Genomic DNA, 25739 nt, shown 5'->3' with positions numbered 1-25739 from the left:
TGCGTTTGCAGCAGGCAATGGCTTTTTTAATACTGTTGATTTTCCTGCTTTATCGCAGCCTGTCGAGGGATTTGATCAGTTTCTCATCTTTATAAATTCCTCTTGCGGCAAGGAACAGGAGTATAATAATAACAATAGGTAAAAAAGATGCCGGCAAATAAGAAGCCGTGGTGATAGAAACACCGCCGCTGTTCAGTTTATTCGCCGTTTGCTGTACCACGTAATATTGCCAGGCCAGCGCTCCGAAACCAAAAAGAATGTTAAATATGGTTAGCCTGAACTGTAGCTTACGTTTCTTAAAAAGAAAGATGGTGACCAGGGCCAGCAGGATGATAACGACGTACAGTACAAACAGGAGATAGTTGCTGGAGGCGTTTACAGATTGTTTTACACCATTGGAAAGGGTGGCTCTCCACAGATCGAAAGACAGAGCAGCAGCGCCTGCGGCGGCAGCCAATAGCAGATAGAGACTCTGGATGCGTTGTATCATGATATTTACGAATGTTTAACACTGTAAAAGTAAGTAATTTTAATGGTTAGCATGCTTAATAATGAAGGGATATCCCACTATTTGGGTGGATGGCCTTAATCCAATACTTCGTATATTGCACGCCCAATAACAATCTTATATTTATATGGCAAAGAAACTGAATAAGCAGGATGCGTTGGATTATCATGCAAAGGGCAGGCCGGGCAAAATAGAAGTTATACCTACGAAAGACACAAAATCACAATGGGATCTCTCCCTTGCTTACTCACCTGGAGTAGCAGAACCGTGTAAAGAAATTTTCAACGATGTAGAAAACGTTTATAAATATACCGCAAAAGGTAACCTGGTGGGCGTTATCAGCAATGGTACCGCTGTATTGGGATTAGGAGATATAGGCCCTGAGGCCGGTAAACCGGTGATGGAAGGAAAAGCGGTGTTGTTCAAAATATTCGCTGATATTGACGTATTTGATATAGAATTGGATGCGAAGGACCCCGATACCTTTGTAGCTGCTGTAAAAGCATTGGAGCCTACTTTCGGAGGCATTAACCTGGAAGATATCAAAAGCCCTGAGTGCTTTGAAATTGAAGACAGGCTCAGGAAAGAGCTGAAAATCCCGATCATGCATGATGATCAGCATGGTACTGCCATCATTTCTTCCGCAGCGTTGCTGAATGCACTGGAACTGGTAAAGAAGAAAATAGAGAAAGTAAAGATAGTGGTGAATGGCGCAGGAGCCGCTGCCATGGCTTGTGTAAAGCTATACGTAGCGCTGGGCGCCAAACCGGAAAACTTTATCATGTTTGATAAAGACGGAGTGTTGAACAAAGACCGCCAGGATCTTTCAGAAAGACATAAACAATTCACCACCAATACTAAAATTAGATCACTGGCAGAAGCCCTGAAAGGTGCGGATGTGTTCCTCGGACTGTCTGTAGGAAACGTGGTAACGGCGGAAATGATCAAGAGTATGGCGAAAAACCCCATCGTGTTTGCGATGGCGAACCCCGACCCGGAAATTGCTTACGAAACGGCTATTTCCGCACGCCCGGATATTATTATGGCTACCGGCCGTTCCGACTATCCCAACCAGGTAAACAATGTACTGGGTTTCCCTTACATTTTCCGCGGAGCGCTTGATGTAAGGGCTACGCAGATCAACGAGGCCATGAAACTGGCAGCAGTGCGGGCGCTGGCCGATATGGCAAAATCGCCGGTACCGGACATCGTGAACCTTGCCTATAATGAAAGGAATCTTTTTTTCGGACCTAAATATATCATTCCCAAGCCCCTGGATCCCCGCCTGCTTAGCACGGTAGCCCCTGCGGTAGCCAAAGCTGCCATGGAAAGCGGCGTGGCGCATAAGCCCATCACCGATTGGGAAGCATACAGGAATGAGCTGAATCACCGTCTGGGACTGGATAATCAGCTCTTCAGGATCATCGGTACCAAAGCCCGTCGTGATCCGAGGAAGGTGGTATTTGCGGAAGCAGATAACCTGAAAGTGCTGAAAGCTGCACAGGTAGTGAACGATGAGGGCATCGCCTACCCGATCCTGCTGGGTAACGAGAACCGTATCCGTGAGCTGATGCTGGAAAACGCCATCGAAATTGACAACGTGGTGATCATAGATCCGAAGAGTGAAGACATGAAGGAAATGCGTCACCGCTTTGGCGACCTGTTCTTCAAGAAACGCCAGCGTAAAGGACTGAACCTTTATGAAGCGCGTAAAATTATGCGGGAACGTAACTATTTCGGCTGTATGATGGTGGAAACAGGAGAAGCAGATGCACTGATTTCCGGGTTAACACGCAAATATCCTGATACCATCCGTCCGGCATTGCAGGTAATAGGTATGGAAGATGGTGCAAAGCGTGTAGCCGGTATGTATATCATTCAAACTAAACGCGGACCTTTATTCCTTGCAGATACCACCGTCAACTTTAATCCCACTGCGGAAGAAATTGCGGACATTACCATGATGGTGGCAAAGGAAGTAAAGCATTTTAACCTGACGCCGCGCATTGCCATGCTTTCCTACTCCAACTTTGGCAGCAGCCAGACGCCGGAAGCACAGACCATGAGCAAGGCCCGTGAAATTGTGAAGCAACGCGACCCATCCCTCATTGTAGATGGAGAGATCCAGGCAGCAATGGCTTTCAATAAAGAAATTCTGAAAGATAATTATCCGTTTACGGAATTACTGGAAGAAGAAGTAAATACACTCATCTTCCCTAACCTGGCCGCAGGGAATATTGCTTATAACCTGTTGCAGGAAGTAGCCGGGTTTGATGCTATTGGCCCCATCCTGCTGGGAATGAAAAAGCCGGTGCACATCCTTCAGCTGGGAAGCACTGTAAGACAAATTGTGAACATGGTGAACATTGCCGTGGTAGATGCGCAGGAAAAATGCTGTCGCGAAGCAAAAGACAACAAGGATAAAGATAAGAAGAAGAAATAATCGCCTTCGGCGATGCGAATTTTGTCTGACTCAGGATTAGACTGATTACGCTGATTTGATCTTTTTGATTTTAAATGATTTGGGGAGATAGAAGCAGATTCGCTTCTATCTCCCCAAATCATTTAAATCATTCAAAAATCCTCAAAGATCAAATCAGCGTAATCAGCGTAATCAGTTTAATCCTGAGTCAGACAACCTTCGCGTTTAATCCTGAGTCAGACAAAATTCGCTATATTTATTCTATGCAAACTATTTCCCGAAAGAAGATATTTTTTCCGATCAACTCCGCTTTCCGCAGGTATCTTAAGTTATATGAACGGGAAGTGAAGCTGCCTATATCTTACGAGGAGCTGCGGTATTACGACCAGGCAATAGCAGTGTACGATAAGGAAGGAAAAGATACGTTGTGGGAAACCGTTTTTTATCCGCAAAGTATGGTAGGCCCCATCCATGCAGGGCTGAAACGGGTATATTCCATCCTGAAAGCCGGTGGTGATCAGACAGCCGAAGAGCATTTGCATATTGAGCGTATCGACTATTGTACTTTTGGGAATTCACATCCTTTCCGGATCAAAATTGTAAATAATTACAATGAGGTGTACGACTATTTTTATATCAAAATTGCCGATGCCTCCCGTATTTATGGCCTGGAACTGGAACATATCCTGTCTCCCTACTGGATGAACTTCCTGATAGATGGCAATACCCTCGTGGAAGAGCATATTGCAGGGGTGCCTGGCGACCAGTTTATCCTGCATTACCTGAACAGGCCGGAGTTTAACCCTAAACGTATAGCCAAAGAGTTTGTAAAATTCAACGAGCGTTGCTTTGTGCGGTTGCTGGGTGATATGCGTTCTTATAATTTCATTTTTGATATTACGCCGGATTTTGACGATGTACAGTTCCGTATCCGTGCCATTGATTTTGACCAGCAGTTTTATGAGGGCAGGCGTACCTTATATATGCCCCAATACTTTAAAGAGAACCGCATATTTGTGGAACTGGCCATTAAGCACCTCAATGCAGAAGTGGTGAAACAGTACCAGCAGGAGGAGCGTGCCGTAATTGCCCGCCGTATTAAAGTGCAGCGGCACCGCATCAAGGACCTGCGGGATGTGATCATGACCGACCGGGTTTCTTTTCCTGAGAAGATCCAGCAGCTGGGAGATGAGCTGGCAGAATATTATCATGATCCCGTATTTTCCCGCTGTAAAACGATGGGGGAGATTATTGAGCGCAGTTTGAAGCGTTTGCTGGTGAGTAGTTTACGTTAGGCCCTGTATTAAATCTTAAATTAGGATATGATTGAAAAAATCCTTCCTATCTTTGATCAGTTATGGAGTTCAAATTCTTCTATCATTTCGGAAATTTCCTGCTCATGCTTAAAGGCATGTTTTCCCGCCCGGAAAACATGAAGATGTACTGGAAGCAATTTATGCAGCAATGTGTGGATATCGGCGTAGGGTCGTTCGGGATAGTATTTATTATTTCCCTGTTCATGGGAGGTGTAACTACCCTGCAAACCGCCTATCAGCTGGTAAGCCCTATTATTCCAAAGAGCACCATCGCACAGGTGGTAAGAGACACTATTATCCTGGAATTTGCGCCAACACTTACCTGTATTGTACTGGCGGGTGTGATCGGGTCAAAAATAGCCTCGGAACTGGGTAACATGCGGATATCCGAACAGATTGACGCCCTGGAAATCATGGGTATCAACACCAAGGGATACCTGATTTTGCCTAAAATCCTGGCAGCCGTACTGATGATACCGGTACTGGTGGCTATTGCAGGCTTCCTCGGCATATGGGGAGGAAAGGAAGCAGGTGTGCTATCCGGCATTATCTCCTCAGAGCAGTTTATGCAGGGGCTCCGGCAGGAATTCAAGGCATATAACGTATTTTTTGCGATGGCTAAATCCTATACTTTCGGGTTTATTATTGCCAGCGTATCTGCTTACTATGGCTATAATGTTACCGGCGGCGCACTGGAAATAGGTAAAGCCAGCACTACTGCCGTAGTGGTAAGCTGCGTGCTGATATTATTCATGGACTACGCATTAACGGCCATATTACTGTAATCATGATTGAACTGCAAGACATAAGAAAGAGCTTTGGGGATAAGGAAATACTGAAGGGCGTATCAACAATAATGGAACCCGGCAAGGTAAATCTCATTATCGGCTCCAGCGGTAGCGGTAAAACCGTGATGATGAAATGCATTGTTGGACTGATGGGCGTAGACGCGGGAAAAGTGCTGTATGATAAGCAGGACTTTACCGCCATGGATGAAAAAGAGAAAAAGGTAATACGCCAGGAAATAGGCATGTTGTTCCAGGGCTCCGCGCTGTTCGACAGTATGACAGTTGAACAGAATGTAATGTTTCCCCTGGAAATGTTCGGTAAAGGTACACTGAAAGAGAAAAAGGCCAGGGTAGCTGAATGTCTCGAAAGGGTACAGTTAAAAGAAGCCGCAAAAAAATTCCCTGCCGAGATCAGCGGGGGAATGAAGAAAAGGGTAGGGATTGCCCGTGCCATTGTGCTCAACCCGAAGTACCTTTTTTGTGATGAGCCCAACTCCGGGCTGGACCCGCAAACCTCGCTGCTGATCGATAAGCTCATTACAGAGCTTACACAGGAATACAATATCACTACCGTTATTAATACCCATGACATGAACACTGTAATGGAAAGCGGTGATCATATCGTGTATATGTACCAAGGCCAGAAGCAATGGGAGGGGAGCAATAAGGATATTGTATTCAGCAAGGACCAGAAATTAAACGACTTTATTTTTGCCTCCGAGTTCCTGCGGGAAGCAAAGGAAATGCGTCAGCTGGAATTATTTAAGGATGGCAAGTGGCGGGAGCAATTGAAAAAAGAGCAGGGAGAAAAGTAACAGGTATTTTATTATCAGTAAAAAAGATAATATATAATATATGGATTTTTATTTGCCGGCACTGCCAGCTGCCTGAGTACTCCTTATTTACCGCCAATTATTTTCCCAACCAATTGGTAGCTTTATCTTAAAGGCACTAAATTGCAGAATTAGGGAAATCGGCTTATTTTTGCCGTCCAGAAGAATCAGACATATAATATTAAACCAATAAAACAAGCGCGATGAGTGTTTTAGTTAATAAGGATAGCAAAGTGATTGTTCAGGGATTTACCGGTACAGAAGGTACTTTCCACGCTACACAGATGATTGAATATGGTACCCAGGTAGTGGGTGGTGTTACACCTGGTAAAGGCGGCACTACACACCTGGAGCGCCCGGTATTCAACACAGTAGCCGATGCGGTAAAGGCAACCGGTGCAGATGTTTCTATCATTTTTGTACCTCCTGCATTTGCAGCCGACGCAATCATGGAAGCTACCGAAGCGGGTATTGCCCTGGTAGTATGTATCACAGAAGGTATTCCTGTACAGGATATGATCAAGGCAAAGAATTTCCTGCAGGGTACAACTACCCGCCTCATCGGACCAAACTGCCCTGGTGTTATCACCGCAGATGAAGCTAAAGTAGGTATCATGCCTGGCTTTATCTTCAAAAAGGGTAAGATCGGTATTGTTTCCAAATCCGGAACTTTAACTTATGAAGCTGCCGACCAGGTGGTGAAAGCCGGTTTAGGCGTTTCTACCGCTATCGGTATTGGTGGAGATCCTATTATCGGTACACCTACCAAAGACGCTGTGGAACTGCTGATGAACGATCCTGAAACTGAAGGCATCATCATGATCGGTGAAATTGGCGGTAGCATGGAAGCCGATGCAGCCAAATGGATCAAGGAAAATGGCACCAAGCCTGTAGTTGGTTTCATTGCTGGTCAGACTGCGCCTCCGGGACGCCGTATGGGTCACGCCGGAGCTATCATTGGCGGCGCTGAAGATACCGCTGCCGCGAAAATGAAGATCATGGCGGAATGTGGGGTTCACGTTGTGGAAAGTCCTGCCAACATTGGTAAAACAATGGCGGAAGTATTAAGTAAAACAGCAGCCCTGGCATAATTATCTGCCGGTAAAAATATATAAGGTGAAAAGTGAGGAGATTCATTCCAACACTTTTCACCTTTTTTGTTCCCCTTTATGGAAACCACGACTGTACTGGCATCCTCATCAGTAAAAGAAGTAACTTACTGTAAATAACGATCCTATATGCGTTTATTCATCGGAATATTCATTGTTTTAATCATTAGCAGTAATAAGATAATGGCCCAGTTCAATTACGATAACTCCTGGAAGAAGATCACCGCACTGGAAGAAAAGGGATTACCCAAATCAGCCCTGGAGGTGGTCAACGATATTTATGCCCAGGCCGTAAAAGATAAAATACCTGCTCAGCAGATCAAAGCGCTCATTTACCAGATGAAGTACAATGCGGAGATCAATGACAGTAGTACCCTGCAGAACCTGCAGAAAATAGAAAAACAGACCGCTGCTGCCACCGGCCCTCAAAAGGCCATCCTGCAAAGCATCAGGGCGGAAATGCTGTACCGGTATTTTCAATACAACCGCTACAGGTTTTATAACCGTACTGCCATTGCAGGTGATGAAGGAACGGATGTAACTACCTGGGGGGCCGACCGGCTGCACCAGGAAATTACAGCCGCTTACCAGGCTTCCCTGTTTAACCGGGAAATGCTAGAGAAAACAAGTCTCACTGCATTTGACGCGATTATTGTTAAAGAAAATACCCGGCAGCTACGGCCAACCCTGTACGATTTACTGGCCCACCGCGCCCTGGAGTATTTTAAATCGGGAGAAGCCGCTATCACCAATCCCGCTAACCAGTTTGAGCTTACCGACCCGGCAGCCTTTGCACCTGCCGCTACCTTTGCCGCACACCGCTTTACCAGTTCCGACAGCACTTCCCTGCAATACCACGCCCTGCTGATCCTGCAGGAACTGACCCGTTTGCATGCCGGCGATAAGGCAGCATTACTGGATGTTGATGTGGAAAGGATAAGCTGGATAAACCAGGTGGCCGTTATGGAGAACAAGGACGCCCTTTACCTCCAGGCGCTGGACCAGGCGGCGCTGGCTTACACAGGCGAAAAAGAGGTAACGGTTGTAATGCAGATGCAGGCGGCTTACTATATGCAGAAAGCAAATGCAGGTGATGATGCCAAAGGGGATAATATGAAGAAGGCAAAAGCTATCTGCGAAAAAGCAGTAGCGCTGGCCCCGGCATCCGCCGGAGGGGTGGCCTGTGCCTATATGCTGGATGAGATCAATGAACAATTCCTGGAACTGGTAACAGAATCAGTAAATGTTCCTGAGCTGCCCTTCAGAACCCTGGTGAGATATAAGAATATTAACAAGATCTACCTGCGCATCTTTAAAATAGACGACACTTTTCTGAAGCTGTTACGCAAAGCGCAAAATAATTACCGCGACCAGGCAAATACCTACTGGCAGCTGATGCTGTCGCGCCCCGCGATGAAATCCTGGGAACAGGCCCTGCCCGATCCGCAGGATTATATCACCCATAAAGCAGAAATTAAAATAGATGCCCTGCCGGCAGGGCATTACATGCTGTTATCCAGCGCCGATCCGGCGTTTAAGATGAAAAATAACCCCATGGCCATGCAAATGACCTGGGTATCAAATATCAGCTACCTGGAAAACGGGGATGTTTATTATGCCCTTCATCGCACTACCGGGAAGCCGCTGGCGGGTATTGACCTCCAGGTACTGCGAAATAAGAACAACAATTCAGATGAATGGGCACTGGTGGAAAAATTAGCTACCGGTAAAGATGGCAGCGTAAAACCTGCGCCCATGAAACAAAATAACAACCTGCGCCTGTATTGGAAAAACGGGCAGGACGAATTATATATAGATACACACCGGTATTATTATACCAACAACGAACGGGAACAGGAGCCTAAGCCGCAAACTTTCCTGTTCGCCGACAGGAGCATCTACCGCCCTGGCCAGACCATTTACTTTAAAGGAATTGTTTTAAAAAAGCGGATCAATGAAACCGGCAGCGATGTGCTCACTAACTATAAAGCTACCCTATCGTTGTACGACGCCAATGGCGATAAGGCTGATTCCATCAGCGTAACTACTAACGAATATGGCGCTTATTCCGGGAAGTTTGTATTGCCGGAAGGCCGTATGAACGGGGCTTACAGCCTGAGAGATGAAACAGGGAACGGTTACCTGGCCTTCCAGGTGGAAGAATACAAACGCCCTAAATTTTATGTACAGTTCGATACCGTAAAAAGCACTTATCGTATAGGGGATACCGTTACAGCCAATGCCAAAGCCCTGGCCTTTGCCGGGAATAACATAGATGGCGGAAAAGTTACGTACCGGGTGGAGCGGAGAGTGAGGTACCCTTACCCCTGGTTATTTTATAAGATAGCTGTTCCATACGGATCTTCCAGGGAAATTAGTCATGGCGAAACCACTACAGACGCCAACGGCGCTTTCCTGGTAAAGTTCCCGGCACTTAGCGATAAATCAGTAGACCCGGCTACCAAACCGGTATTTACTTACGTGGTACACGCCGATGTAACAGATCTGAACGGCGAAACCCGCAGTGGCAGCCAAACTATCAGCGTGGGCTACCAGTCTATGGAAATTGTGGTGAACGCACCTGATCGCCTGCAGCAGGAAGATTTTAAAACGCTGAAGATCTATTCCCGCAACCTGAACGGAGGCTTTGAGCCTGCCAGTCTTACTATAGCCGTAAAACCCCTTACGCCCAACAAACGCCTGCTGCGTCCCCGCTATTGGGAAGCGCCTGATCAGTTTGTAATGGATGAGGCCAGCTACGTACAGGCGTTCCCGGTAGACATCTATAAAAATGAAGACGATCGCAGGAACTGGCCCCGCCAGGCAGCAGTGATCCGGGAGACCATTGCCAGCGATCCCGAAGGGAAAGTGACATTGGACACCAGGAAGCTGGCCCCGGGATTCTATGAGCTGGAGGTAAGTACAAAAGACAGGAACAATGAATCCGTTATACAGAAAGCGACTTTTGAATTAATTGATGACCATCCCAAAGCGCTGCCGGCGCCGGTTTATTTATGGAGTTATCCTGCTGCCGCTACCGTATCACCGGGGAAAACCGCTACTATCCTGCTGGGGTCTGCCGCCGGTAATATTCACCTGATCCAGACAAAGAGAACAGCAACGACCAAAGAGATCGTTTCTTCGCTTGAATTTTCCGGTATAAAGCAACTTGATTTCCCTGTAACGGAAAACGAGCGGGGAAATATAGCGCTGGCTTATGTATTTGTAAAAGATAACCGGGTGTTTACAGAGGGCCCAACCATAACAGTACCCTGGGATAACAAGGATCTGCAAATAAAGCTGGGCACCCATCGTGATAAATTATTACCGGGAGAAAAAGAAAAATGGACAGCGCAGATCTCCGGTTATAAAAATGAAAAAGTAGCCGCTGAAATGCTGGCATCTATGTATGATGCCTCCCTTGATGAATTTGTACCGCATCAATGGTATAAGCCCTCTATCTATCCATATGTATATAATCTTCTTACGTTTAATGGCAGGGAGAACTTTAAGATGGATGTGTCTGCAGGGCTTTATGATCCCGAAAGGAAAGCGCATGCTGCGGAAGATAAAAGATATGAAATGCTGAACCTGTTCGATTGGAATATGGGTGGTTACCCGGGAGGAGGACGGTTAGAATACGACACAAGAAGACTGAAGACTGTAGCAAAGGCCGGCAATGCACCTGTCATGCAGGAAATGGCCATGGCTCCTGCACCTGCAGCAATAGCCGATGACAGCATAAAGGACAAAGCAATAGCCAATAAGGCTGAAGGGGAAGAAACCCCGGCAGAGGAAAAAGAGCCTGCAACGCCTTCTATCCGTAAAAACTTCCAGGAAACAGCTTTCTTCTTCCCTGATCTCCACACTGATAAAGACGGTAACATCACCTTTGAATTTACCGTTCCGGAAGCGCTTACCAAATGGAACTTCCAGGGCCTTGCTCATACGAAAGACCTGGCCTTTGGTTATGCCAGCGCCAGCATTGTAACACAAAAAGTGCTGATGGTGCAGCCTAACACGCCACGGTTTGTGCGGGAGGGAGATAAAATGGAGTTCACTGCTAAGGTGAGCAACCTGTCCGACTCCCAGCTGATAGGCCAGGCACACCTGGAATTGCTGGATGCTACTACTATGCAGCCGGTAGACGGATGGTTCCAGAATATTTTCCCGTTGCAGCATTTCACCGCCCAGGCAGGACAGAGCACAGTGGTGAGCTTCCCGATCCAGATACCGCACGGGTTCCAGAGCGCCCTTATCTACCGGATTACCGCACAGGCAGGGAATTTCAGCGATGGAGAAGAAAATGCATTACCGGTGTTAACCAACCGGATGCTGGTAACAGAATCGCTGCCATTACCGGTTCGTGGCGATGGCAAACATGATTTTACCTTTGATAAATTATTGCACAGCGATTCTTCACAAACTATCGTACAACATGGTATTACCGTTGAATATACCAGCAACCCGGCCTGGTATGCGGTTCAGGCGCTGCCTTACCTCATGGAATTTCCGTACGAATGCGCTGAGCAGGTGTTTAACCGCTATTATGCCAACGCATTGGCCACCCATATCAGTAATGCTACACCCGGCTTAAAAGCTATTTTCGATAAATGGAAAATTACAGATACAGCGGCATTGGAAAGCAACCTGGCGAAAAATGAAGAGCTGAAATCTGTATTGCTGCAGCAAACACCCTGGGTGCTGGAGGCAAAGAATGAGGCACAGCAAAAAAAGAATATTGCTCTGCTGTTCGATCTGCAACGGATGCAGAAGGAGAGGAAGTCGGCGTTGAACAAGCTAACTGCCCAGCAGTTACCGGATGGTGCGTTTCCATGGTTTACCGGTATGTGGGAAGACAGGTTCCTCACACAGTATATCGTAGCCGGTTTGGGCCATTTACAGCAGCTTACCGGTGAGAAAGACCCTGCCGCTACCGCAATGGCAATGAAAGCGATCGATTACCTGGATAAGGAACTGGATGAAGATTATTACAGGCTGGTAAAAACAAAGGCCAATATGAAAGAACAGCAGATTGGCCAGGTGCAGATCCATTACCTGTACGCCCGCAGCTTCTTCGATAAACCGGTGCCTGCTGCCATGAAGAAATCATTTGATTTTTACTATGCACAGCAGCAGAAATACTGGACAAAACAAAGCCGCTACGCACAGGGAATGATAGCCTTATCGCAGTTTAAAAAGAATGACCAGGTAACGCCGGCGGCTATACTGAAATCACTGAAGGAGAATGCCATGAACAGCAAAGAAATGGGTATGTACTGGAAAGATGTAACCGGTGGTTACAACTGGTACCAGGCGCCTGTTGAAACGCAGTCGCTGCTGATAGAAGCCTTCCAGGTGGCAGGCAAGGATGCCGCCGCCGTGGCAGATATGAAAACCTGGTTGTTAAAGAATAAGCAAACCAATAACTGGCATACCACCAAAGCCACTGCAGACGCCTGCTATGCCATGCTCCTGCAGGGCGATAACTGGCTGGCCGCTTCACCCGAAGTATCCGTACAACTTGGAAATACCCCGGTGAGGCCTGCTGCCAAAGAAGCGGGTACCGGTTATTTTAAAGAAAAAATAGCTGCTAAAGCAGTGAAACCGGATATGGGCAATATCAGCGTAACTGTGAGCGGCAGCAAAGGGCAGCCATCCTGGGGAGCCGTGTACTGGCAGTACTTTGAAGACCTGGATAAAATTACCGCTGCAGCTACACCACTGGTACTGGAAAAAGAGCTGTTCAAAGAAGTGAACAGCGACAAAGGACCGGTGCTCACAAAAATCAATGAAGGCAATGAGCTGAAAGTTGGCGACAAAGTGAAAGTGAGGATAGTGCTGCGGGCCGACAGGCAGATGGAATACATTCACCTGAAAGACATGCGGGCAGCTTGTTTTGAGCCAACCAATGTAATCAGCAGCAGCAAATGGCAGGATGGATTAAGCTACTATGAAAGCACCCGGGACGCGTCTACAGATTTCTTTTTCAGTTATCTGCCAAAGGGAACCTATGTGTTTGAATACACGCTGTTTGTTACTCATCAGGGTAAATTTTCCAATGGTATCAGTACCGCCCAGTGTATGTATGCGCCTGAATTTTCAGCACATAGCAGCGGGCTTAATGTAAAAGTGACGGAATAAAATTGTGATATAGTTTGTAAAGGGCTGATGGGCATATCCATCAGCCCTTTTTTTATTGTTATTTTTGAGGGCATGAGGAACGCTGATTACATTATTGTAGGACAGGGAATAGCAGGTACCATGTTAAGCTGGTTCCTGTTGCAGGCAGGCAAAAAAGTAATTGTTATAGATGATGGCAAACCCAACAGCGCATCCAGGGTAGCGGCCGGGATCATTAACCCTGTGTCTGGCCGCAGATTTGAACCGGCCTGGATGTATGATACTATTTACCCGTTTGCCAAAACCACCTATGAGCAGCTATCGGCCCTGCTGCAGGTGCCGGTTTTTACAGAACGGGAACTGTGGACGGTTTTTCCATCGATGCAGATGAGGGAAGCTTTTCTGAATAAAACTACCGGTAATGAATATACGCAGCTGCCCGCTGTCATGAAATATGCCGCTTTCCTGGATCAGCCTTACGGCGCGGCTATTGTACGTGGCGCTACGGTAAACCTCCGTTCGCTTTTGCCGGCTTATCGCCGTTACTTACAGGACCAGGATGCACTGGTGGAAGCCCACCTGGATATTGAGCGCCTGGAGATCAGGGAGAATAAGGTAGTTTATGGAGATATATCTGCCGCTAAAATTATTTTCTGTGATGGAGCGGGTACCCCGGGGCTTCCTTTTTTTAAGGAGATAAAGTTTTTGCCTAATAAGGGAGAAGTGTTGCTGGTGAAGATACCTGGACTGGAAACCGGGGATGTTATCAAGAAGGGGATCACGCTGGTACCGCAGGCCAATGGGTTATTCTGGGGAGGATCTTCTTTCGTGTGGGATTATGAAGATGACCGGCCTACTTTAAAGCAGCGGGAAATATTGGAAAAAAGCCTCCGCCAGCTGTTGAAAGTGCCGTATGAAATAGTGGATCAGCTTTCGGCGGTAAGGCCATCAGGGAATGACCGTCGCCCTATAGCCGGTTTCCACCCCCAACTACCGCCTGTAGGGCTTTTTAACGGGCTGGGAACAAAAGGATGTTCGCTTGCGCCCTTTATGGCAGCGCATTTCAGGGATGTGCTTCTTGCCAATGCACCGCTGATGCCGGAAATAGACCTCAAACGATATTTTAACATACACCGGGCATAAAATGCCCGATTCAAACCGTATCTTTGCCCCCCTTATGGGCATAAGTGAACAACTGGAGAGTGGTCGCCAATTGATGATTGCTTATCCCGTAATGCAACCATAAAACTAACTAAATCAACTATTTACGCATGTATAGGACGCACACTTGCGGGGAATTACGAATGGAACAGGTGGGCCAGGAAGTAACTTTGGCCGGATGGATACAGACAGTAAGAAAGTTTGGCAGTATCAATTTTTTTGATCTGCGGGACCGTTATGGTATTACTCAATTATTATTCGGGGAAAGCCTGAATGCTAAACTGGATGCACAGCCGCTGGGCCGTGAGTTTGTAATCCAGGTAAAAGGCACCGTAACCGAGCGTTCAAATAAAAATAAAAAATATCCCTACCGGTGATATAGAGATCACTGTGAGCGATTTTACCATCCTTAATGCAGCTAAAACGCCGCCGTTTACCCTGCAGGATGATACCGACGGAGGAGATGAGCTGCGGATGAAATACCGCTTTCTCGACCTGCGCCGTAACGTTGTAAGGCAAAACCTGGAACTGCGTTACCAGGTAGGAAGGGCTGCCCGTAACTACCTGCATACGGCCGGGTTTATGGATATAGAAACTCCTTTCCTGATCAAATCCACCCCGGAAGGCGCACGCGATTTCGTAGTGCCCAGCCGCATGAACCCCAACGAGTTCTACGCGCTGCCACAGTCGCCCCAAACCTTTAAGCAATTGCTGATGGTGAGTGGCTACGACCGTTACTACCAGATTGTGAAATGTTTCAGGGATGAGGATCTGCGCGCCGACAGGCAGCCGGAGTTTACCCAGATCGACTGTGAGATGAGCTTTGTAGACCAGGAAGATATCCTGAGCACCTTTGAGCATATGCTTAAGCACATCTTCAGGGAAATAAAAGGCATTGAATTTCCTGAAGCCTTCCCGCGGATGACTTTTGATGATGCGATGGAATATTATGGTAACGATAAACCGGATATCCGCTTCGAAATGAAGCTGGTAAACCTGAACGATACTGCTAAAAACAAGGGCTTTAAAGTATTTGATGATGCAGAACTGGTAGTGGCTATTGCTGCCAAAGGTTGTGCAGAATATACCCGCAAACAGCTGGATGAGCTGACGGATTGGGTAAAGCGCCCGCAGATCGGCATGAGCGGGCTCATCTATGTGCGTTATAACACAGATGGTACATTAAAGAGCTCTGTGGATAAGTTTTTTGACGAGGAGCAACTCAAATTATGGGCGCAAAAATGTCAGGCCCAACCCGGAGATCTAATCCTGGTGCTGGCTGGCAAGGAAGAGCGTACCCGTAAAGCTGCCAGCGAGCTCCGCCTGGAAATGGGAGAACGCCTCGGTTTACGCAACAAAAAACGACTTTAAACCGTTGTGGGTTATAGACTTTCCGTTATTTGAATACGCTGAAGAGGAAAACCGTTGGGTGGCCCGTCACCATCCGTTTACGTCACCAAAGCCGGAGCAGATAGCTCTGATGGATGATCCTTCACAATACGGCAAAATTAAGGCTAACGCCTACGATATAGTTTTAAACGGCACAGAAGTAGGGGGTGGTTCCATCCGTATTTTCCAGCGCGACCTGCAGCAGAAAATGTTTGCAGCCCTGGGAATGAGCAAGGAAGAGGCAGAACACAAGTTTGGCTTTCTGTTAGGGGCATTTGAATATGGTGCGCCCCCGCATGGAGGTATTGCCTTCGGATTTGACCGCCTGTGTTCGCTGTTGGGTGGCAGTGAAAGTATCCGCGACTTTATCGCTTTCCCGAAAAATAACTCCGGGCGCGATGTAATGCTGGATGCGCCCGCTGAAATTGATCAGCAACAGCTTAATGAATTGAAGATCAGCCTGGTAAAGTCATAATAAGCCCGCTTGGAAAAGCATGTTTAACAAGTTGCTAACATGCTTTCCGCGGAAAAAAGGCTTACCGGCATAGTCTTTGCAAGAGGGAATGCTTTTGTCGCTAAAAATCCCCTTTGATATGGCAAAGTGCCGCATCAAAGGGGATTGGCACAAATATGAGGTACAATTTTTTTAACAAGAGATTAACGGGTTAGATAAGAAAAAGAGAAGGTCGTATTATTTAAATTTTTAAAGTAATATTGCGGTGTGATCATCGTTGATATGTGAGGTAAGAAAATGATGCTGAAAACAAAGAAGGAACTATCACCTGTATCAAAAAATACTACCATGAGAATTTCAACATTCTTTAAGAGGACAGTATGGTTATGTGCGGTGTTATTATTGCTAATGCTCAGCAATGTTGGGTTTGCACAACAATCCACAAATAATTATCTGAAGAAATTCAAACCGGTTTCTGTAGAATTAATGCAGGAAACCGGTATCCCAGCCAGCGTTATCCTCGGGATAGCGATGCTGGAATCAGGCACCGGAACAAGCAGGAATGCAAAATTATTGCACAACCACTTTGGTATCGTTGGACAAAATAATATATCCAAAGTTAAACCGGGAGCAAGGTCTGTGTACAAACAGTATGTATCAGACATGGCTTCCTATGAGCATTTTGTGGAAGTACTGGCACGTAAGAGATGGTTTGGCGAATTAAAAGGTAACCCCGAATTTACCGTGTGGCTCAAAAAGATGAACCATAGCGGTTATTCATCTGCCGGCCATGAGTGGATAAAAAGAGTGACAAACATTATTAACCGCTATAAATTGTATAAGCTGGACGCAGGTATGGATAGCGTGGCAACGGAATCACAAAAATGGTTAACCGTAGGCATGCCGGCAGCAGGCGAACAGTGATGTGCTACAGATCATTAAACTATGTCCGGCAAAAATAAGTCTGCCTACCCGTTCTATATTATTCTGGGAACTTTAGTTTGCGTAGTAGGGCTGTCACAGCTCAATTACAGCTTTTCATATAAAGACTTTCAATTCCGGAAGCTGGATATGTTATCAGAACTGAGAACAACTTCCACTTCCCCGGACGATCAAAAGCTTACTGCAGGCGGCAACGACAGCAGTAAGCTTTCTGGTTTAGACAGCACCGGTACAGCCGGTAATCCGCATGTGCCTAACCCGGATCATACACACGACTTCATGTCGTATACCGGCATCATGGAATATGCCTCCCCTGTGCCCGGCGACTCTATCGTTGGGATGAAACAATTCCTCACTGCACTTAAAGAGCTGAAAGCGGGTAAACGCCGCAAGGTAAGGATTGCCTATTTCGGTGATTCTATGATCGAAGGAGACCTGATCACCGGTGATCTGCGCGACAGCTTACAGCATTATTTTGGTGGAGGTGGTGTAGGATTTGTGCCGGTTACTTCTGTGGTAGCATCTTTCAGAACCACTATCACACATACTTTTTCTACCGACTGGAAAGATTATCATTATAAGAATTCACCGCCGTCTGATGTTACCCTCGGATTGTCAGGGCATACCTTTTATCCCGGTGGCAACAGCTGGGTGAAGTATTCCCCTGTGAAAAAGCCGCTGCTCGACAAATTCAGCGAAGTGTCTGTATTATACGGACCTGCCGGATCAGGTGCCATCACTATTAACGATAAGGCCTATACGCTTTCCGGTAATGAGCCGGTGAACAGGCTGGATCTTCGGCAGGATACCGGAACTGCTTCCGTAGTTATCCGCAACACCGGCAGCGCAATGCCTTTTTATGGTGTTTGCTTTGAAAACGGGGATGGTATTTATGTAGATAACTATTCGTTCAGAGGTATCAGCGGAGTGGAACTTGGCCGCTTGTCTGCCAGTATGATCCGTCGCATGCAGGAGGAACGTCCTTACGACCTGGTGGTGATGCACTACGGCGCCAATGTATTATTCCGCCCGGAACTCACTGACTATAGCTGGTATGAGCGCCCGATGAAGAAAGTGATGGACTCACTCCGCCGGGACCTGCCATCAACTTCATTCCTGATCATCGGTACTGCCGATAAATCTTACAGAAAAGCCGACAAATATATTACCGCACCAGGTGTGGAAGCACTGCTGAAAGTACAGCACGACCTCGCCGCTGGTCATGGTACCGCCTACTGGAACCTTTTTGCCGCCATGGGCGGCGAAGGTGCTATGGTAAAGTGGGTAGAGGGAGACACTGTGATGGCCAACAAGGACTATACACACTTTAACAGAACGGGAGCAGCCAAAGTTGGAGCGCTGCTTTATAAAGCTATTATGAATGAATACAGTCAGGCACAACAACCTTAGCGCAAAATGGGTGGCAGTGCTTTTACTGATACTCTGCGGATTTACAACTTATGCACAACAAATGGCCGATGCCGGCAATATCCAGCAGGATACGGCGTTGTACAACGTTTTTTCCTCGCTTCATGAAGCAGACAGTAATGTAATTTCCATCCTGCACCTGGGCGATTCCCACGTGCAGGCAGGATACTTCCCGCTTACTGTTGCTTCCATGTTGCAAAGCCGGTTTGGCTATGCCGGCAGGGGATATGTTTTCCCATACAACCTGGCAGGAACCAACGGACCAGAAGATTTCAAGTGGAACAGCACCGTGAGGTGGGCTTCAGAACGGGTGGTAGACCGGAATAAATCTGATGTACTGGGTCCCGGCGGTATTGTCATCATTTCCCAGAATGACGCGCCTACCCTGTCGTTCAGCGGTAAAACAGATGGTGCAATGGATAATAATTTCCGTAAAGTAACCCTCCTGTATGATGCCGGTAATACCAACAATACCCTTGTGGTGCCGGATGCTACGGTAACAGTAACGCCTGCCCCTTTTCCTGGTTCATCTACCCTCAGCAAAGCTACTCTCGATTTCCTGCAAACATCACAATCTTTCCAGGCAAGATGGGAAGGCACCGGCAACGGTCCCTTCAGGTTTTATGGCGCTATTATGGAAAACAGCCGCAACGGGGTATTGTACCACAGTATTGGCATTAACGGGGCCATGTTCCAGCATTACAATGAAATCAGCAATATCCTGCTGGCGCAGATGGCAGTGCTGAAACCCCGGCTGGTTATCATTTCCCTGGGCACTAACGAAGCCTATGGCGGCAGAATGGATCCCCTGGCTTTCAGGGATGAAATAGACAAAGCGGTAACCGTGCTCCGGGAACAAGACCCCTCCGTAAACATCCTGCTCACCACTCCTCCCGATTGTATGCGTGCAGTGCGTAAAGCTACCCGTAAAAAAGTAGGCAAAAAGAAATACAGAACAGTATACCACACCGCTTATTATCCTAATCCGTATATCTCGATGGTGACCCAGCAGATCATGGGATACGCACGGCAGCACGGCATCGCCTGCTGGAATTTTAATGCGGTAAATAAAGCGCAGAAAGCCAGATTTGCAGGAGGCTGGGCCCCCGATCACATTCATTTTAATGCAAGAGGATACCAGTTACAGGGACAGTTGTTATACGAAGCCCTGCAACGTTCTTATACACATTATCTACAGCAAACAAAGAAAAATCCATTAACCTCCGATGATCGACATTAATAAATTGTTATACCAACTGTCGTACCATGAGTCAGACCCGGTTCTTTTTAACAGTGGGTTCTTCTTTTATTACTTTGCGCTATTCCTGATGTGTTACCTGTTGGTAAGCAGGAATAAAACCGCCAGGGTATGGGTATATACGGTATTCTCACTTTATTTCTTTTATAAAGCCTGCGGCTATTACGTAGGACTGGTCATACTTTCAGCGATTGTAGACTTTAATTTGTCGAGATGGATCCATGAAAGCCCCGATAAAAAGGTAAAGAAATCGCTGCTGATACTGAGTATTTTCCTGAATATCGGGTTGTTGTTTTATTTCAAGTACACCAACTTTTTTATCGGGATCGTCAACGATATCACAGCAGGGCATATTTCCACGCTAAAGCTGATCCTGCCTATTGGTATCTCTTTTTATACTTTTGAAAACCTTAGCTATACCATAGATGTGTACCGGGATGAAATCAAGCCCGTGGATAATTTTATGGACTATCTTTTCTTCCTCTCTTTTTTCCCGAAACTGATGATGGGGCCAATTGTGCGCGCGGCGGATTTTATCCCGCAGATTTCCATGCCTTACCGTCTCAGTTCAGAAGATATCGGTAAGGGAATGTACCTGATCATGGGGGGATTATTTAAGAAGATTGTTATCTCGGATTTCATTTACCAGAACTTTGTACAATATATTTTTGATGATCCCAGTAAGCATACCGGCCTGGAATGTTTAATGGGCGTGTATGGTTATGCGTTGGTAATTTATTGTGACTTCTCCGGTTATTCTGATATGGCGCTGGGTATTGCGCGGTGGACCGGTTTTAAGATCCCTCCCAACTTTGATTCTCCGTACCAGAGCTCTTCCATTACGGAATTCTGGCGCCGCTGGCACATTTCGCTGTCCAGCTGGTTGCGCGATTACCTGTACATACCATTGGGAGGTAACCGTAAAGGAAAGGTGCGCCAATATGTTAACCTGGCGCTAACCATGCTGATTGGGGGTTTCTGGCATGGCGCCAGCTGGAATTTCATTTTCTGGGGGGCCATGCACGGTAGTGCGCTGGCGGTTGATAAGGTAAGGATCGATTACCTGAAGAAAAGCAAAAAAGTGATCACGGGATGGAAAGCTACTTTCTTTAAAATACTTGGGGTGCTTATCACTTTCCACTTTGTTTGTTTCTGCTGGGTATTTTTCAAGGCAGCCACTTTTCATGACGCATGGTCGCTGATACACCAGGTAGTATACGATTTTCAGCCCGAGATAGCCCTGGAGCTGTATAACGGTTATACCGCTGTGTTCTGGGTAATGGTACTCGGCTTTATATTACATTTCCTGCCTTCCAGAGTGGAATTCTCCGTGGAGAAGATACTTGGCCGTATTCCAGTGGCGGGTAGTGTAGCTATCATGGTGGCTTTCATCTGGTTACTGGTACAGGTAAAAAGTACCCAACCAATGATCCCGATCTATTTCCAGTTTTAATATCTTTTACCGTTTCTGCCAGGGAATATAGATTTCAGAATCATTTTCGCCTGTCAGTGAAATGAAGAAGTGGTTACCGCTCATTTTGAAGTATCCTGCACGGCAGCTGTTGTTAATAAACTCGTACATGGGCAGGCCGGCCGCTGCGAAGTTCATGGGTACCGGCAGTTTTTTATAATGACCGCCTGGAACACGTTTCGTAAAAAGGCTGTATGGTTGCTGGAATGAGCTTCGCACCTGATTGTGGGCTTTATCGTACTCGTTTTGCATGGGAATCATAATACCTACATACATCATCATTTTTGAATAATCGGTCACGGGCACTATGTCCAGGGTACCTGTGATGATCATGGCGCCGGGCAGTTCCAGTGATGTTTTAATGGCGTAAAGCTGCTTCTGGTAGTTACTGAGGTATTCCACCATTGTTCTCACCGGGTCGCCGCCGTTCCTGGGGAGGATATTATAATACAGCAGGTAATCCTGCAGCCTGATGTCTTCCGTACGGTCTGTAGTGAAAATGAGATGCTGTGGATCATCATGTGGTGTGGAGGCAATTTTGGTGCGTTCCAGCGTATTCTTCTCACTTTCCAGGTGAAGCCGGTTGCGGAAGCTGATGGGGGCCTCATTAAAGAATTCCCTGAATGCTTTGGTAAAGCTGGATTGTGTATACCCGCACATTTCACTGATCATTCCCACACTGTAATCACTGTGCCGGAGGTATCCTGCACCTGCTTCCACTCTCCGTCTCTTTGTGAAATGCATGTAAGAAATTCCGTACATCTCTGCAAATTTATGCGAGAAGTTATCCACAGATTCGCTGATCAGTGCAGCTACTTCCTTGAGGCCACGGTCGCCCTGGGGATCGTCATGGGATAATGAAATGGCCAGTTGCAATTTTTTCTCCCAATGGTTAAAAGTTGATGGTTTCATGGAGGCGTAATTTTTGGAGTAACCTAATTTACTTTAAAGCCCGAAGGCAACAGATAAGCCGGCCGCAACAGGAATGGATTAACGAGCTGTTAACGATTTACCCGCTTAAAGCATAAACAACTGGATTAAATAATGGCTAATTCTATACTTTTGCGCAATAATTTCAGTATCTGATGCGCACTGCCAGAATTTTTCCGATCGTTATTTTGATGTTATGTTTCACGGGAACTGCCCGTGCGCAATTTCTGATGGATATGATAGATACCACTACCGAAATGGGGAAGGGGATGATATCCATGTATATGAAATATGATGCACTGCGGTTCAGCGGGTATATTCAGCCACAATTCCAGATGGCGCAGTCGAGGGGCGCCCAAAGCTATGCGGCAGGGAATTTCCCGGCAGCCTCCGATAACCGCTTTACCCTGCGCCGCGGACGTATCCGGGTGGATTACGAACGCTATAACAAGGAAGACATGCCGGTGGTGCAGTTTGCTTTCCAGTTCGATGGTACTGAAAGAGGTGTAAATATCCGGGACTTCTATGGTCGTTTTTTTGAGACGAAATTTAATTTGTTCTCGCTGGTGGGGGGAATGTTCGCCCGCCCGTTTGGTTATGAAGTGAACCTGTCGTCGGCCGACCGTGAAACCCCTGAGCGTGGGCGGATGTCACAGATCCTGATGAAAACGGAACGGGACCTCGGAGCAATGATCTCCTTTGAGCCCCGCCGTAAAGATCATCCCCTGCGTTTCCTGAAAATAGATGCAGGCGCTTTTAACGGGCAGGGCCTGACCGCCACCACTGATTTCGACAGCCATAAAGATTTTATCGGGCGTATTGCCATAAAGCCGCAGAAGATAAAGGGAACAAAAAGCCAGTTATCGGGTGGCGCCTCTGTATTATACGGCGGCATGCAGCAGTTTACCAAACAAATTTACACCATGGGGGCCACCGGCGGGAAGCCTGTTTTTATGGTAGATTCATCAGCGGCCAATGTAGGAAGAATCGCTCCCCGGCACTATTTCGGGGCGGATGTACAATGGAAGATCTCCAATGGTGAAAAGAGGGGTTATACCCAGTTCCGCGCAGAGTATCTCCGGGGAAAACAAACAGCCACAGCGTCCACCACTGAAACGCCAGGCACTATCCCTGTAGCGGCAGACGGAAGTTTACAACCGCTGTATATCCGCAGTTTTGACGGTGCATATCTTTATTATATTCAAAACCTCGGTAGTGTAAAACACCAGGCAGTATTGAAGTACGACTGGTACGATCCCAATACAAAGGTAAAAGGTAAAGAGATCGGCGCCCCGGGTGCAGGGCTAACCCCCGCGGATATACGCTATAACACGGTAGGCATCGGTTACCTTTACTATGCCAATGAACACCTGAAATTCATGGTGTATTACGACTGGGTTACCAATGAAAGCACGGAACTGGAAGGGTTTAAAGATGACCTGAAAGATAATGTGCTTACCTGCAGGATGCAGTATCGTTTTTAACAGCCCGGCTTATAAAGAGGAAGAGGCAAACAGGATACTACCTGTTTGCCTCTTCCTCTTTATCGGTAATGATTAATTTATTCTCTTCCTGATTCCATTGTAAACCCGAACGTACTGCCTATTTCGGGTTTGCTGCGTACGGTAATGGACTGATCGTGGGCTTCCACGATATGCTTAACAATGGCCAGGCCCAGGCCGGTGCCGCCAATATCGCGGCTACGAGCCCTGTCGGTACGGTAAAACCGTTCAAATACACGAGGCAGGTGTTCTTCTGCCATTCCTATACCATCGTCGGAAATTTCTATCAGCACTCTTTTGCCATCCATGCTGTAAATGCTGGCAATGGTATGGCCATCGGGTTTGCCGTATTTAATAGAGTTATCTACCAGGTTGATGAGCACCTGCCGGATCTTTTCTTTGTCGGCATATACCGGCTGTGGCGCTTCGCAGCCTTTTTTGATACTGAACTTAATGCCTTTGGTATTGGCTTTCAGCGACAGGGTATCAAATACATCCTTTATCAGGTCCTGGATAACGAATACTTCCGCATTCACGGTCATTTCCCCGCTTTCCAGTTTGGATATTTCATCCAGGTCATCGATCAGCCGGCAAAGACGGTCGATGTTCTTGGTAGCGTTTTTCAGGAACAGCTTATTTACGTTGGGATCTTCCAGCGCGCCATCCAGCAGTGTGTGAATATAGCCCTGAACGGCAAAAATGGGTGTTTTCAGCTCATGGGAAAGGTTCAGCAGGAATTCCTTGCGGAACTCTTCATTCCGGCGGAGGTTCTCCAGTTCTTCTTTTTTCTGGCTGGCCCATTTCTCTACATCTTCACTTACCTCTTCAATGGTTTTCAACGGAAGAATATTTTTCTGGAAGAACTCTTCCCGTTTCGACGCTTTGGTCTGGTAAATGAATTTGTAGATCAGCTTTATCTTCCTGTAAATGAAATTCTGCAGGGTATAAAGATAGAGGTAATATGACACGAGGAAAGTAAGCACAAAAGCTCCCACTACCACTTTCCAGTTGCCATCTATTACCAGGCTGCCCAGCGCAATAACGGCAGATATGATAAGGGCTGTAAACCCCGCTAACTTCTGGGGGGACAGGTTTTTTGCTTTAAACATACTCCAAAGTGAGTAATTAAGGTAATAATGGGAAATTACTTTAAATTTTTTATTTGACAACAGTAATAGCTTTTAACCAGCAGTATTTAGCTGCCGGCGAAATGTTTTGGTGGGATTTGAATACGCTGCGGCGGGAATGCCGGCAGCTAAAGGCTAACAGGCGGCAGACTACATTTCGAATTTATAGCCTACACCTTTTACGGTCGTGATTAAATCGATGCCTATTTTCTGGCGTATCTTACGGATATGCACATCGATGGTACGGTCGCCCACAATCACTTCGGTACCCCATACCTGGTTAAGGATCTCGTTACGCAGGAATACACGGCCGGGCTTGGACGCCAGTAACTGCAACAGCTCAAATTCTTTCTTTGCCAGGATGATTTCCTGCCCTTTGTATGTAACAGTGAACTTTTCCCGGTCGATGATCAGGTCGCCCAGTGTTACGCGGGTTTCCTCGGGTTTGTGTAAACGGCGGAAAAGCGCATTGATACGGCTTACCAGCAACTTAGGTTTAATGGGCTTGGCAATGTAATCGTCTGCTCCCATATTTAATCCGTCTACTTCCGATTTTTCATCATTGAGCGCAGTTAGAAACAATACCATCGTGTCTTTGAACTCAGGGATTTTCCTGATTTCGCGGCAGGTATCGATCCCATTCTTGTTTGGCATCATGATATCCAGCATAATCAGATCCGGTCTGAATATCTTTGCTTTCTGGATAGCCTCGCTACCATCTTTCGCCGTTACGGTATCGTAACCTGCTGTTTTAAGATTGTAACTGATAATTTCCAGAATATCCAACTCGTCATCTACTACCAGAATTTTTCCTGCAACCGCTTGGTCTATCATAAATTTTGCTTTTAAAAAGACGGGACAAAATTATAAAGCCATCTCCGTGATTAATGGAAAATTAACATTATGAAATTGTTAATTCAATATCAGACTGGTTTTCCGCGTTCCGCAACAAGGTACGCCAAATAATGATGCAGTGTC

General features: G+C 46.7%; 19 protein-coding genes. 15 read left to right on the top strand and 4 right to left on the bottom strand.

The annotated features are described in order from the left end of the window. Positions 1–49: 49 nt before the first annotated feature. The gene (locus tag ABIE50_RS00785) at positions 50–490 is read right to left on the bottom strand and encodes a DUF4293 domain-containing protein (RefSeq protein ID WP_209856868.1); all 441 of its coding nucleotides are present in this window, start codon (positions 488–490) and stop codon (positions 50–52) included. A gap of 145 nt (positions 491–635) precedes the next feature. On the opposite strand from ABIE50_RS00785, the gene ABIE50_RS00780 reads away from it, so the two are divergent. The 14 genes from ABIE50_RS00780 to ABIE50_RS00715 all read left to right on the top strand — a co-directional run bounded on the left by ABIE50_RS00780 (position 636) and on the right by ABIE50_RS00715 (position 21184). Further along, positions 636–2951, top strand: a complete 2316-nt coding sequence (locus ABIE50_RS00780) for an NADP-dependent malic enzyme (RefSeq protein WP_209856871.1) — start codon at positions 636–638, stop codon at positions 2949–2951. Positions 2952–3193: 242 nt separating this feature from the next. Further along, on the top strand, positions 3194–4225 hold the full coding sequence (locus tag ABIE50_RS00775; RefSeq protein WP_142685626.1) for a hypothetical protein: 1032 nt from the start codon (positions 3194–3196) through the stop codon (positions 4223–4225). Between the two features lie 62 nt (positions 4226–4287). After that, positions 4288–5031, top strand: coding sequence for an MlaE family ABC transporter permease (locus ABIE50_RS00770; protein ID WP_142685627.1), 744 nt, complete (start codon positions 4288–4290; stop codon positions 5029–5031). 2 nt (positions 5032–5033) lie between these two features. Further along, a complete protein-coding gene (locus tag ABIE50_RS00765) occupies positions 5034–5849 on the top strand; it encodes an ABC transporter ATP-binding protein (RefSeq protein ID WP_142685628.1) in 816 nt (271 codons plus the stop codon). A 221-nt stretch (positions 5850–6070) separates the two neighbouring features. After that, positions 6071–6958, top strand: a complete 888-nt coding sequence (gene sucD, locus ABIE50_RS00760; protein WP_209856872.1) for a succinate--CoA ligase subunit alpha — start codon at positions 6071–6073, stop codon at positions 6956–6958. Between the two features lie 147 nt (positions 6959–7105). Beyond that, positions 7106–13120 carry an alpha-2-macroglobulin family protein gene (locus tag ABIE50_RS00755; RefSeq protein WP_209856874.1) on the top strand — a complete coding sequence of 2005 codons (6015 nt, stop codon included), beginning with the start codon at positions 7106–7108 and terminating at the stop codon, positions 13118–13120. Between the two features lie 72 nt (positions 13121–13192). Further along, positions 13193–14242, top strand: coding sequence for an NAD(P)/FAD-dependent oxidoreductase (locus ABIE50_RS00750; RefSeq protein ID WP_209856876.1), 1050 nt, complete (start codon positions 13193–13195; stop codon positions 14240–14242). A 128-nt stretch (positions 14243–14370) separates the two neighbouring features. After that, positions 14371–14637 (top strand): OB-fold nucleic acid binding domain-containing protein, encoded by a 267-nt coding sequence (locus tag ABIE50_RS00745; protein ID WP_354027829.1) that lies wholly within the window; start codon positions 14371–14373, stop codon positions 14635–14637. 13 nt (positions 14638–14650) lie between these two features. Further along, positions 14651–15631 (top strand): aspartate--tRNA ligase, encoded by a 981-nt coding sequence (gene aspS / locus ABIE50_RS00740; RefSeq protein WP_354027828.1) that lies wholly within the window; start codon positions 14651–14653, stop codon positions 15629–15631. 4 nt (positions 15632–15635) lie between these two features. After that, positions 15636–16124 carry an amino acid--tRNA ligase-related protein gene (locus tag ABIE50_RS00735; RefSeq protein ID WP_354027827.1) on the top strand — a complete coding sequence of 163 codons (489 nt, stop codon included), beginning with the start codon at positions 15636–15638 and terminating at the stop codon, positions 16122–16124. Between the two features lie 327 nt (positions 16125–16451). Further along, entirely contained in the window at positions 16452–17027 is a 576-nt protein-coding gene (locus ABIE50_RS00730; RefSeq protein WP_209856877.1) for a glucosaminidase domain-containing protein, read from the top strand. Between the two features lie 21 nt (positions 17028–17048). Beyond that, positions 17049–18455 carry an SGNH/GDSL hydrolase family protein gene (locus ABIE50_RS00725; RefSeq protein ID WP_209856879.1) on the top strand — a complete coding sequence of 469 codons (1407 nt, stop codon included), beginning with the start codon at positions 17049–17051 and terminating at the stop codon, positions 18453–18455. Continuing rightward, positions 18427–19713, top strand: a complete 1287-nt coding sequence (locus tag ABIE50_RS00720) for a GDSL-type esterase/lipase family protein (RefSeq protein ID WP_209856881.1) — start codon at positions 18427–18429, stop codon at positions 19711–19713. The genes ABIE50_RS00725 and ABIE50_RS00720 overlap by 29 nt, the downstream gene beginning before the upstream one ends. After that, positions 19700–21184, top strand: a complete 1485-nt coding sequence (locus ABIE50_RS00715) for an MBOAT family O-acyltransferase (protein ID WP_142685636.1) — start codon at positions 19700–19702, stop codon at positions 21182–21184. The genes ABIE50_RS00720 and ABIE50_RS00715 overlap by 14 nt, the downstream gene beginning before the upstream one ends. Positions 21185–21190: 6 nt before the next feature. Here ABIE50_RS00715 and ABIE50_RS00710 read toward each other — a convergent pair whose 3' ends face one another. Beyond that, positions 21191–22114 carry a helix-turn-helix transcriptional regulator gene (locus ABIE50_RS00710; RefSeq protein ID WP_209856890.1) on the bottom strand — a complete coding sequence of 308 codons (924 nt, stop codon included), beginning with the start codon at positions 22112–22114 and terminating at the stop codon, positions 21191–21193. Between the two features lie 254 nt (positions 22115–22368). Between ABIE50_RS00710 and ABIE50_RS00705 the strand changes: the two genes are divergently transcribed. After that, a complete protein-coding gene (locus ABIE50_RS00705) occupies positions 22369–23616 on the top strand; it encodes a porin (protein ID WP_354027826.1) in 1248 nt (415 codons plus the stop codon). A 77-nt stretch (positions 23617–23693) separates the two neighbouring features. Here ABIE50_RS00705 and ABIE50_RS00700 read toward each other — a convergent pair whose 3' ends face one another. Beyond that, complete coding sequence (locus tag ABIE50_RS00700; protein ID WP_185937222.1) at positions 23694–24743, bottom strand: sensor histidine kinase; 1050 nt, start codon at positions 24741–24743, stop codon at positions 23694–23696. Positions 24744–24911: 168 nt separating this feature from the next. Then, positions 24912–25595 (bottom strand): response regulator transcription factor, encoded by a 684-nt coding sequence (locus tag ABIE50_RS00695; protein ID WP_079471020.1) that lies wholly within the window; start codon positions 25593–25595, stop codon positions 24912–24914. Positions 25596–25739 lie beyond the last annotated feature (144 nt).

Origin of the sequence: Chitinophaga sp. OAE865, from assembly GCF_040546735.1 — a bacterium.
Lineage (GTDB): Bacteria > Bacteroidota > Bacteroidia > Chitinophagales > Chitinophagaceae > Chitinophaga > Chitinophaga polysaccharea_A.
Note: the sequence above shows the minus strand (reverse complement) of the source record. Positions and strands in the feature narration are given on the sequence as shown.